The following is an 11,068-nucleotide window of genomic DNA, read 5'->3' as shown; positions in this document are numbered from 1 at the left end:
CAGGTTTACCGTCGGCCACGACACCCCGGCCAAGGTGACTACCTCTTTCTTCGGGCGCCCCTCCGCGCACCAGAGAACAATCCGCGCGCGGGTCGCCACATTCGCCGGAACACCCGGATCATTGATCAGCGCCTCGAGTTCCGCCCTCTTCTCCGCCTCCAGCTCCATCCCATCATTCTTTGCTTTAAAGCAAACGGAATCACGGGACACTAGTTGCGGACCTGTTTGCGGGGCAGACCCAGGACACGCTCGGCGATCTGGTTGCGCACGACCTCGGACGTCCCGCCGGCGATGGTCAGCGCCCGCACGAACAGCACGCCGTGGTGCAGCGCCGGGTCGCCGGCGAGCGCGGCTGCCGGGCCACCGATCCGCATCAGCAGGTCGGCGACGCGTTGCTGGTGCTCACCGGAGAGCAGCTTGGTGATGTTGCCCTCCGGGCCGGGGTCGCCACCGGCGACGGCCCTAGCGGCGTTGCGGAAACTGAGCAGCCACATCGCCTGGCGTTCCGCCACGAGCCGCCCGATGTCACGGCGCAGGCCGGAGTCGTCCGGAAAGGCGTCGAACGCGCGGGTGATCGGCACGAACTCGTGCTCACCGGTGCCGATGCTGACCCGCTCGTTGCCCAGGGTCGCGCGGGCGGCCGTCCAGCCCGCGTTGACGTCGCCGACCACATTTGCATCCGGCACGAACACCTCGTCGAAGAACACTTCGTTGAACGACGCCTCACCGGTGATCTCACGCAACGGCCGCACGGTCACGCCCGGTGCGCTCATGTCGATCACCAGCGCGGTGATCCCGGCGTGTTTGGGCGCGTCCGAATCGGTGCGCACCGTGGCGAGGCCGCGGTTGCAGGTTTCGGCGGCGCTGGTCCACACCTTCTGGCCGGTGACGACCCAGCCCCCGTCGGTCCGCTTCGCGCGGGTGCTGATCGCCGCGGCATCCGAGCCCGCGCCCGGTTCGCTGAACAGCTGGCACCAGGTCAGCTCACCCTCCAGGCTGGGCCACAGCCAGCGCTCGACCTGTTCGGCGGTGCCATGCCGGAGCAACGTCGGCAGGATCCAGCTGCCGATGCCGAGTTCGGGTTTGCGCGCGCCGACGAGTTCCTGCTCGACGACCAGCTGTTCCACCGGTCCTGCGCCGCGGCCGTAGGGCTGCGGCCAGTGTGGGAAGGCGTAGCCCGAGCGTACGAACAGCGACCGGCGCTCGTTCTCGGGCGCCTGCCGGTAACTCTCCGCGAACGCCCGGACGCCCTCGCGGTAGTCCTCGGCCTCGGGTGGCAGTTCGAGTGCGGGCTTGCGGCGCACACCCGCCGCCGTGAGCTCCGCGATCTCACCGAACGCACCGCGAAGTGTCAGGGCACGGCGCAAGTAGAGATGCGCGTCGTGCTCCCACGTGAAGCCAATTCCGCCGTGCACCTGGATGTCGCGCTCGGTGACCCGCACGAAAGCGCCCAGTGCGACTTCCCCGGCAAGCTCGGCCTCGGGGCCGTCGACCCCGGCGCGGGCGGCGTCCCACGCTGCCGCGGTGGCAAGTTCGGCATCGACAAGCATCTCGGCACAGAGGTGCTTGACCGCCTGGAAGCTGCCGACCGGGCGGCCGAACTGCACGCGTTCCTGCGCGTAGGCCACAGCGCGTTCCGTGCACGCACGCGCACCGCCGGCCGCTTCGGCCGCGGCGAGAAGCCGGGCCAGCACGAGTGCCGTGCGCCGTGCTCCGGGCAGGACCGCCTCCGCCACGGCCCCGTCGCACGTCACCTGGGTCCCCCGCCGGGTCAGGTCGAGATCCCGGGTCGGCGTCAGCGTGGTTTGCGGCCCGGGGTGGACCACGACGAGGTCGTCGTCCACGGCCAGCAACAGTACCTCGGCCCCGGCACCGCCGAACACCGGGCCCGCGTCACCGGTCACGGCGCCGCCGTCGTGACGCAGATCCCCGTGCAGCCCGACGGCCGCGGTGACCCCGCCGCCGCACAGCTCCGGCAGCAGCACGGCCCGGTCCTCCCGGGAAGCGGCGAGCTGGAGCGTGGCGATCGCCAGCGCGGTGGGCAGGAACGCGCCTGGGACGACAACCCGGCCGAGCTCCTCGGTGACCACGGCGAGTTCGGGCAACCCGAACCCCTGTCCGCCGTAGTCCTCGTTGACCGGCAGGCCGAGCCAGCCCAGGTGGACGACGTCCTTCCAGAACGCCGGCGTGCCCGGGGCATCGTTGTCGAGAGCCGTCCTGGCCGCGCCAAGCGCATCCCGGTCGCTCAGCACGTCCCGCACGGACGCGGCAAGCGCCAGATGCTCTTCGGTGATCGGCAGTCCCATCAGAACCCCATCGAGCGGCCGATGAGATCCTTCATGATCTCCGTGGTGCCACCGTAGAGCCGCTGCACCCGGGAATCCCGCCACAGCCGCGCGATCTCGTACTCGTTCATGTAGCCGTAGCCCCCGTGCAGCTGCAGACAGCGGTCGAGGATCTCCCACTGCACCTCGGTGGTCCACCACTTCAGGCCGGCCGCCTCCTGCGGGGTCAGCTCACCGGCGTTGGCGGCCATGATGCACTGGTCGAGGTAGACCTGCGCGACGTCCAGCTTGGTCTTCATCTCGGCCAGGAAGTGGCGGTTGACCTGGAACTTCCCAATGGGCTGGCCGAACGCCTTGCGCTCGGACACGTACTCGGTCGTGAGGTCGAAGGCCCGCCGTGCCGTCGCGACCGCGTAGGTGGCGATGCCCAGCCGTTCTGCGGGCAGGTTGTGCATCAGGTGGTAGAAGCCCCGGTTCTCCTCACCCACCAGGTTCTGCACCGGCACCTCGACGTTGTCGAAGAACAGTTCCGCGGTGTCAGCGGACCACTGCCCGATCTTGTCGAGCTTGCGCCCACGGGAGAATCCCGGCCGTGTCGCCTCGACCGCGATCAGGCTGATCCCCTTGCGCCCGGCCTCCAGATCCGTCTTCGCCGCGACCAGCACCAGGTCGGAGAGCAACCCATTACTGATGAAAGTCTTCTGACCGTTGACGACGTAAACCTCGCCCTCGCGGCGGGCCGTCGTCTTGATGCCCGCGACGTCCGACCCCGCGGCCGGCTCGGACATCGCGATCGAGGTGACGATCTTCCCGCTGGTGAACCCCGGCAGCCAGCGCTTCTTCTGCTCCTCCGTGGTCAGCCCGACCAGGTAGGAAGCCAGGATGTCGTTCTGCACGCCCAGTCCGATGCCCACGGCACCGGTGCCGAACATCTCGTCGCTAACGATCGCATTGAACCGGTAGTCCTTGATTCCCAGGCCGCCGTACTCCTCGGGCGCCTCCCAGCCCAGCAGCCCGGCCTCGCCGGCCTTCCGCCACGCCTCCCGGCTGACCTTGCCCTCGCGTTCCCACTGCTCGGTGTAGGGCGCGCATTCCCGCTCGAAGAAGGCGCGCGCCGTCGCGCGGAACTGGCCGTGTTCATCGGTGAAGATGCTGCGGCGCATCGGCCACCCTCCGCTGATTCGGTGATCACACTGATCCCACTGGCAGCCCACTGGCGCCCCTGGCCGCCAGCAATCGCCGGTGGTAACCGGGCGAGCCGAGCAGCACCTCGCTGGCACGGGCCCGTTTGAAGTACAGGTGCGCGGGATGTTCCCAGGTGAAACCGATCCCGCCGTGAATCTGGATGTTCTCGGTGGCGCAGCGGACGAAACTCTCCGAGCAAACCGCCTTCGCCAGACTCGCGAGCACCGGCGTCTCGGAACTGCCCTCAGCCGCGGCCTCCGCCGCGAACAGCGCCGCCGAGCGGGCAAGCTCGATCGATACCAGCAGGTCCGCACACTTGTGCTTGATCGCCTGGAAACTACCGATCGGCTTACCGAACTGCACCCTGGTCTTGGCGTAGTCGACCGCCATGTCCAGGCAGCGCTGTGCCGCGCCGACCTGTTCACTCGCGAGGAAGATCGCACCAAGGTCGAGAGTGCTCGACAATGCCGTCCAGCCCGAGCCCTGCTCGCCGAGCAGGCGTGCGGGCGTCCCGTCAAACGTGACCGTCGCGAACTGACGCGTCGGGTCGAGAGCTTCGACCGGCACCCGATCCAGGCCACTGGCATCCGACTCGACGAGGAAGAGGCTCACGCCGACGTCGGTCCTTGCGGCGACCACGAGGAAATCGGCGGCGCAGCCGTCGACGACGTAGGTCTTGCGCCCGGACAACCGCCAGCCGTCCGTGCGAGTGGCGGCGAGCTGAACATCCGCTTCGGCCCACCGTCCGCCGTCCTCGGTGAGCGCGAGCGTGCCGATGCGCTCCCCGGTGGCGATCCGGGGCAGGTAGTCGGCACTCGCATCCTCATCGCCGCTGGCCAAAATCGCGTTCGCCGCCAGTCCGACACTCGCGAAGAACGGTGCGGACAGCAGCACCGCCCCCATCTCCTCGAACACCACAGCGAGCTCCACCGGCCCGCAACCCGCACCTCCGAAGCGCTCGGGGATGGCGAGCCCGTGCAGTCCGACCTGCTGGGCCATCAGCGACCACAGTTCACGGTCATGATCGGCGACTGCCTGCTCGGGCACAGTCGTGCGTGCCGCATGATCGGCGAGTAGTTCCCGCACGGTCTTGCGCAGGTATGCCTGCTCCTCGGTCAGCACGCCTCGCACTCGGACTCCTCGATCGCAAAATCAATTAGATAATTAATCAGTATAGGGGAAAGTTGGCGACCGAGCCACTGTCAGCCCTGTCATAGCGCCAGGGCCATTTCGTAGTCGACAGGCCGTCTTGATCGTTTCGGGCTGCGGCGGAAGCGTGGCCTGACCTGGGCGGATGCCGGCGACACGCCGAAGAGAGAAGGAGGGCGGACACGACCCCATTGTCGATCATGGAGTTCTCGACGCTTCATGTTCGCCAAGGGAAGGCCGTGCCCGCCGATGTCATCTTCTCCTATCGCCGCCGTGGTCGGGCAGTTCGCCGGGCAGGTCCCGGATCGGATCAGCCAACCGGACCTGCTCACCGACGGTGACCGGATCGGGTTGCTGGAAGCTCTCGCGCAGGTGCCGGACCCGCGTCGACGGCGCGGGGTGCGTCACCGGTTCGCGGGGATCCTGGCGATCGCGGTGTGCGCGATGCTCAGCGGTGCCCGGTCGTTCGCGGCGATCGGGGAGTGGGCCGCCGACCTGTCCGCGGACGACCGCGCCAGTCTCGGGGTGGCCGGGCGGGTCCCGGGGCCAGCGACGATCTGGCGGGTGCTGACCCGTGTCGACCAGGCAGCACTGGAAAGGGTGGTCGGAGCCTGGGTCCGGGCACGGCGGGCGGGGCGTCGACGCCGCCGGGCGCCAGCCGGCGGGGCGTCACCGCCGGGCACGGTGGGTGCTGGCGGTGGACGGCAAGGCGATGCGCGCCACCCGGCACGGCAGCCGCCAGGTGCACCTGCTCGGTGTCCTCGACCATGCCCGCGGTGTGGCCCTGGCGCAGGTCGACGTCGACGAGAAGACCAACGAAATCCCTTTGTTCTCCACGGTTTTGGACCAGATCCCGACCTGACCGACGTCCTGATCGCCGTCGACGCGATGCACGCGCAGACCGCGCACGCCGACTACCCCCACACCCGGGGAGCGCACCTGTTGGTCACGGTGAAACGCAACCAGCCCACCCTGCCTGCCCGGTTGAAAGCCCTGCCGTGGACCGATGTCCCGGTCGGACACACCACCACCGGCCGCGGCCATGGCCGGATCGAGACACGCACCCTCAAAGCCGTCACCGGCCCGGCCGGACTCGGGTTCCCCGCACGCCACCCAGGCCATCCAGGTCACCCGCAGCCCTCGCCCGATCACCACGAACAGCAAAAAGACCGACGGCAAGCGCCGCCAGCGACGTGAGATCGTCTACGCGATCTGCACCCTGCCCGCCCAGGACGCCCTACCGGCCGAACTGGCCGCCTGGATCCGCGGCCACTGGTCGGTCGACATCCGCTCATCAGACTGCACCTATGAGTAGCCAAGAACCCGATCAGGGGCCGACAATCGGACGTGAGGGGTTGCTGCGGCTGGTGGCCGAGATCTCCTTGACGTCTTGCCCAGCCCATTGCGGGGCAGTTCATCGACGATCTCCAGCTGTTCGAGCAGTTTCTGTGGCATGCGACCGCTGTCGCGAAGGTAGGCGACCACATCTGCCAGCGACGGATGCGCGGTACCGGCATGCAAGGTGCGCACGGCACACACCCGTTCCCCCCGCTCGGCGTCGGGCAGCCCGATCACCGCGGCCTCGGCCACAGCCGGATGATCACATCCTTGAGCCGCCCCGTGACCTCCACGTGCCCATCGGGCCGCACGTGCCCCATATCCCCTGTCCGGAACCAGCCATCCGTGGTGAATACCGCCGCACCCTTCACCTGGATCTCGCCGTCCTGGCCTGGCGGCAGCAACGCGTACCGTCGGCGATGCGGACCTGATTGCCGAGAATCGGTCGGCCCTCGGTCTCGGCGAGCTGCTCCGCACTGTCCTGGGGAGAGGCGACGCAGATCATCGGCACCTCGGTCATCCCGTAGTCGCCGACGCGGAAAGGGTGAAAATGGGCATGCCGTTCTGCACCGCCGCCACCCGTCACGCGGAGTACGACCAGCCGTCACGGTCCCGCTCCACGCGGTAGACCGTCGGCTCGGTGCTCACGCCCGGCCGCAGGAAGTAGCCGTGCAGGGAATGCGGGACCCGCTCCGCGGGCACGGTCAGCCCCGCCGCGTTGAGCGCCTGCGCCGCGATCTGCCCTCCGTAGAGGGGCAGCGGCTCGTCCACGACCAGCGGTGCACGGTAGAGGTCCCGCTCGATCCGCTCCAGCGCGAGCAGGTCGAGCACCGACACGGTCCCGGCCGTGCGCTGCGGCAACAATGCCATGACAGGGAACAGTACATTGAGTTAGCTCTTTGGTCTAGTATGCTGAATAGACAAACCAAGAGGCCCGACGCAAGGCGCCACGACTGTTTAGATATTTCGAACTGGGGCGCATCAAGGGAAGGACCGTGATCCACACATGCCGAGCAACGTCGCCGTGGCGGACACCGAGGATCAGCAGGCATTGGCCGACGCTGTGACACGGCTACTCGCGAAGCGATGGGCCGCGGATTCGGCCCGCAAGCAGGCCGGTGACCCGGGCGCGGTCAGCGAGGTGGGGCTGTGGCGTGGACTGGCCGAACTCGGCGTAGCCGGGCTCCCCGTCGCGGAGGACCGGGGCGGCTCTGGCGGCGGGTGGGGCGACCTGGCGGTGGCACTCGAAGCCACCGGCGCGGTGCTCGCGCCCACGCCCGCCATCGCCGTGGCCGGCGCGATCGGCACGCTCGACCGGCTCGACGGCGAGGACGCCACAGCGTTGCTCGGCGGCATCTGCGCGGGCACGGTCGTGCCGACCGTGGCGTGGACCGAGCACGGCTTCCGCGGTGGCTTCCAGGCCGAGCTTGGCGACGGGGCCACGCGTGTGTCCGGACGGGCCGACCTGGTGTTCTCGCCCGAGGCCAACCGCATCCTGGTGCTCGCCGAGAGCGCGGAGGGGCCGCTACTGGTTGCCGTCGCCGCCGGCGCGGACGGTGCCACGATGACCCGGACCGAGGGGCTGGACCTGTTGCGCCCCTTGGGCACCCTCATCCTTGACTCGGCGCCCGCTACCGTGCTCACACGTGGCCGCAGCGCGGTCGAGGCCGTGCGGCGCGGTGTCGTCACGGCGGGCGCGGCGCTGGCGAGCGAGCTGGTCGGCGTCGCGGGTCACTGCCTGACCGCGGCGGTGGCCTACGCGGGGGACCGCACCCAGTTCGGCCGTCCGATCGGCTCGTTCCAGGCGATCAAGCACAGTTGCGCCGACATGCTCACCGATGTCGAGCTGGCCCGCGCGGCCGCCCGGCACCTGACCGGCCTGCTCGATGACGGAGCCCCCGTGACGGAACTCGAGGACGCCCTCGCGCTCGCGCTGCAGGAGACGACCACTGTGGCGTCGAAAGTCACCGCAGGCTACATCCAGATCCTGGGCGGCATCGGCTTCACGTGGGAGCACGAGGCGCACCTGTACTGCCGGCGCGCCGTTGCCGCCGCTCCCCTCTTCGGGGGCAGCGCGGCCCACCGGCGGCGGCTGGATCCCACGTCGAACCCGGCGGTCCACACCCGATGCGCGCCCGCTCCGGGCAGCCCCGCCGCCGAGCTGGCCGCGCACCTGGAACGCCTGCTGCCCGCGCACCGCGACAAGTGGGGCGAGGACGATTCGTTCACCGCGCGACTTGACTGGCAGCGCACCCTGCACAGCGTCGGCTGGATCGCTCCACAGTGGCCGGCTGAGTTCGGCGGACGCGGCCTTGGCATCGTCGACCAGGTCGCGTGCGACCGGGTGCTGGCCGAATGGCGTGCACCCCTCCTGGCGGGAGTACTCGGTGTCAGCAACGTCGCGCCGACCCTGATGCGGTACGGCACGCCGGAGCAGCAGCGGTATCTGCGGGACATCCAGTCCGGGGAAACCGTGTGGTGCCAGGGATTCTCCGAACCCGGCTCGGGCAGCGACCTGGCCAGCCTGCGCACCCGCGCCGTGCTCGAGGGCGAGGAGTTCGTCATCAACGGTCAGAAGATCTGGATTTCGGAGGGCATGGAGGCCGACTACTGCCTGCTGCTGGTGCGCACCGATCCCGAAGCCGAGGCGCACAAGGGGATCTCCGCTTTGCTGGTCCCGCTGGACACCCCGGGCATCACCCGGCGCCCCATCACGCAGATCACCGGCGAGGGCGGGTTCGCCGAGCTGTTCTTCGACGATGTGCGCGTCCCTCGCGACGCTCTGCTCGGCCCCTTGCACGAGGGCTGGAAGGTCACCATGACCACGCTCGGCTTCGAGCGTGCTGGCGTGATCATGATGGCGAGCCGGCTCGAGCAGGCGGTGCACGACGTCGTGGCCGAGCTGGCCAGCCGGGAACTGGACGAGGGCATCCGGATGGCGTTGACCGACCGGCTCGTGGAATGCCGCCTGCTGGGCCTGCTCGGGCAACGCGCGCTCGGCCGGATCGCCGCGGGCGGCGCGCCGGGCGCGGAGCATTCGGTGATCAAGCACGCGTGGAGCCTGGCGATGCAGGCTGTCGGCGACACGCATCTGGCCGCGCTTGGTCTGGACGGCATCAGCGGCAGCGCCGCTCGCCCGGCCCAGCTGGATTTCCTGAGCTCACGGTCCGCCACCATCGCTGGTGGCACGACCCAGATCATGCGCAACATCCTCGCCGAGCGAGTGCTGGGAATGCCGCGATGACGGCGGCCGGCGCAGGCATCGCCGCCTGCCATCCGTTCAAGTGAGGAGCGAAGCGTGATCGAGGTTCCACCACCGCCCGAAGGCGCTGCGCACCGGCGCAGCATCATCATGGACTCCTACCCTGCCGACAACGGGCATGTCACCGTCGTCGGCAGGCTGACCGATCAGATCCCGCGGGCCGCGCCAGGGCAGCAGCGGATCCATGACATGACGCTCGCGCTCACCGTGCGCCTGGCGGGACTCGTGATCACGGCCGCGGAGGCGGACATGACCGCCTTCCCGCATACCGAATGCCCGCTGATCGCGCCCGCTTTCGCCCGACTGGAAGGGCTTTCCGTGGCGCGCGGGTTCACCCGCGAGCTACGGCAACGGCTCGGTGGCGCATCGGGTTGCTCGCACCTGGGCGAGCTGGCCCGTGCGATGGGCCCGGCGGTCGTGCGCACCGCGACCGAGCAACTCGCGCACACCCGCCGCGGGAAGTCCCCGGAGTCCGCCGGCCCGCCGCCGCTGCCTCTGGGCACCTGTCACGTATGGGCCGCCGACGGGGCCGGCCCGCTTAAGATCGAGGCCGGGTGGGTGCCCGGTTCGGTCGACCGGCCCATCCCGCCCGTGGCGCACTTCCGGAACGGTTCGCACTGACGGAAGTGGGGAGCTGGGAACACATCCGAGCTCCCCCACTTCGCCGTGCAGCTCAAGTCGCCGGGTAGCCCGAGGGGATTTCACCCTCGGGCCCCCACAGAACGGAACGTATCCATTCACGGGTGGCGGCTCTAGCTTGTCGTTTAGTACTACAGCCGCACTTGGCGTGTCGGGAGGAAAGTGGGGGCCTTCCTCGGTCATTCTTCTCGGGTGGCAGATGATACTTGCATCACCGATCCAGGGAAATGGCTAAAGAATTTAGAGGATCTGCACTGTAAAATCGGGAACCGGTTCGATCGTGCGGAGCCACGGAAACGGGCATTGGAGTACGTGCGCGGTCTGCTGGGACCGGTGGAACGGAAGAACAGCTGGCAGTTGGCGGAACAGGCCGGTGAGATGACACCGGACGGGATGCAGCGGCTACTGAACTCGGCCGCGTGGGACGTCGACGGTGTACGCGACGATATCCGCAGCTATGTTACAGAGAACATAGGAGCCCCGGATGGTGTGCTGGTCGTTGACGAGACAGGGTTTTTGAAGAAGGGAACGAAATCTGCGGGAGTGTCCCGGCAGTACTCGGGAACAGCAGGCCGCATCGAGAACTGTCAGATCGGCGTGTTCCTTACCTACGTAACGGCAGCGGGCCGATCGTTTCTCGACCGGGAACTCTACCTCCCGAAATCCTGGATCGACGATGATGCCCGACGCCACGAAGCCGGGATCAGCAAGGAGGTCACGTTCTCGACGAAACCGCAGCTCGCGAAGACGATGCTCGCCCGCGCGCTGGCCGCTGACGTCCCGGCCCGCTGGGTGACCGCCGACGAGGTGTACGGCTCGGATCGACACCTGCGGATGTGGCTGGAAACCAAGGGAATCGGCCACGTCCTGGCGGTGAAGAGCAACGAACCACTCGTCGGCGCCACCGGCAGCCACGTGCTCACCCAGGTCCACGCCCGCGTCCTTGCCGACGAGGTCAGCGAGCAGGAATGGCAGAATCTGTCTGCCGGTGACGGCGCTAGTGTCCCGTGATTCCGTCTGCTTTAAAGCATAGAATGATGGGATGGAGCTGGAGGCGGAGAAGAGGGCGGAACTCGAGGCGCCGATCAATGATCCGGGTGTTCCGGCGAATGTGGCGACCCGCGCGCGGATTGTTCTCTGGTGCGCGGAGGGGCGCCCGAAGAAAGAGGTAGTCACCTTGGCCGGGGTGTCGTGGCCGACGGTAAACCTG

General features: G+C 68.6%; 10 protein-coding genes and 2 pseudogenes. 6 read left to right on the top strand and 6 right to left on the bottom strand.

Translation table 11 applies throughout. The features are described from left to right. Positions 1-209: 209 nt before the first annotated feature. From AB1460_RS33120 to AB1460_RS33105, 4 genes are all read right to left on the bottom strand, one after another. Positions 210-2,306 carry an acyl-CoA dehydrogenase gene (locus AB1460_RS33120; RefSeq protein WP_368966157.1) on the bottom strand — a complete coding sequence of 699 codons (2,097 nt, stop codon included), beginning with the start codon at positions 2,304-2,306 and terminating at the stop codon, positions 210-212. Further along, entirely contained in the window at positions 2,306-3,448 is a 1,143-nt protein-coding gene (locus tag AB1460_RS33115) for an acyl-CoA dehydrogenase family protein (protein ID WP_368966155.1), read from the bottom strand. Before AB1460_RS33115 ends, AB1460_RS33120 begins: the two co-directional genes overlap by 1 nt. Before the next feature lie 25 nt (positions 3,449-3,473). Then, positions 3,474-4,592, bottom strand: coding sequence for an acyl-CoA dehydrogenase family protein (locus tag AB1460_RS33110; protein ID WP_368966160.1), 1,119 nt, complete (start codon positions 4,590-4,592; stop codon positions 3,474-3,476). A gap of 279 nt (positions 4,593-4,871) precedes the next feature. Then, positions 4,872-5,027: a hypothetical protein gene (locus AB1460_RS33105; RefSeq protein ID WP_368966165.1), complete on the bottom strand. Its 156-nt coding sequence runs from the start codon at positions 5,025-5,027 to the stop codon at positions 4,872-4,874. Here AB1460_RS33105 and AB1460_RS33100 point away from each other — a divergent pair. From AB1460_RS33100 to AB1460_RS33090, 3 genes and pseudogenes are all read left to right on the top strand, one after another. Further along, positions 4,992-5,177 (top strand): annotated as a pseudogene (locus tag AB1460_RS33100) (transposase family protein); the annotation flags it as partial. The gene AB1460_RS33105 and the pseudogene AB1460_RS33100 sit on opposite strands and share 36 nt — an antisense overlap. Positions 5,178-5,193: 16 nt before the next feature. Beyond that, positions 5,194-5,481 carry a hypothetical protein gene (locus tag AB1460_RS33095; RefSeq protein WP_368966163.1) on the top strand — a complete coding sequence of 96 codons (288 nt, stop codon included), beginning with the start codon at positions 5,194-5,196 and terminating at the stop codon, positions 5,479-5,481. 144 nt (positions 5,482-5,625) lie between these two features. After that, the gene (locus tag AB1460_RS33090) at positions 5,626-5,934 is read left to right on the top strand and encodes a hypothetical protein (RefSeq protein WP_368966161.1); all 309 of its coding nucleotides are present in this window, start codon (positions 5,626-5,628) and stop codon (positions 5,932-5,934) included. Here AB1460_RS33090 and AB1460_RS33085 read toward each other — a convergent pair. Both AB1460_RS33085 and AB1460_RS33080 read right to left on the bottom strand, forming a co-directional pair. Continuing rightward, positions 5,925-6,209, bottom strand: a complete 285-nt coding sequence (locus AB1460_RS33085; RefSeq protein WP_368966153.1) for an AMP-binding enzyme — start codon at positions 6,207-6,209, stop codon at positions 5,925-5,927. The two genes, AB1460_RS33090 and AB1460_RS33085, sit on opposite strands and share 10 nt — an antisense overlap. A gap of 330 nt (positions 6,210-6,539) precedes the next feature. After that, a complete protein-coding gene (locus tag AB1460_RS33080; RefSeq protein ID WP_420497433.1) occupies positions 6,540-6,827 on the bottom strand; it encodes an acyl-CoA thioesterase in 288 nt (95 codons plus the stop codon). A 136-nt stretch (positions 6,828-6,963) separates the two neighbouring features. On the opposite strand from AB1460_RS33080, the gene AB1460_RS33075 reads away from it, so the two are divergent. From AB1460_RS33075 to AB1460_RS33065, 3 genes and pseudogenes are all read left to right on the top strand, one after another. Then, positions 6,964-9,201, top strand: a complete 2,238-nt coding sequence (locus AB1460_RS33075; protein ID WP_368966151.1) for an acyl-CoA dehydrogenase — start codon at positions 6,964-6,966, stop codon at positions 9,199-9,201. A gap of 54 nt (positions 9,202-9,255) precedes the next feature. Further along, positions 9,256-9,840 (top strand): DUF2889 domain-containing protein, encoded by a 585-nt coding sequence (locus AB1460_RS33070; protein ID WP_368966150.1) that lies wholly within the window; start codon positions 9,256-9,258, stop codon positions 9,838-9,840. A gap of 228 nt (positions 9,841-10,068) precedes the next feature. Next, a pseudogene (locus AB1460_RS33065) lies at positions 10,069-10,866 on the top strand (IS701 family transposase); the annotation flags it as partial. Positions 10,867-11,068: the final 202 nt, after the last annotated feature.

Origin of the sequence: Parafrankia sp. FMc2 (assembly GCF_041008525.1) — a bacterium.
In the GTDB taxonomy this organism is placed as follows: Bacteria; Actinomycetota; Actinomycetes; order Frankiales; family Frankiaceae; genus Parafrankia.
The sequence above is the reverse complement of the archived record's forward strand: the minus strand, read 5'-3'. Positions and strand labels throughout refer to the sequence as shown.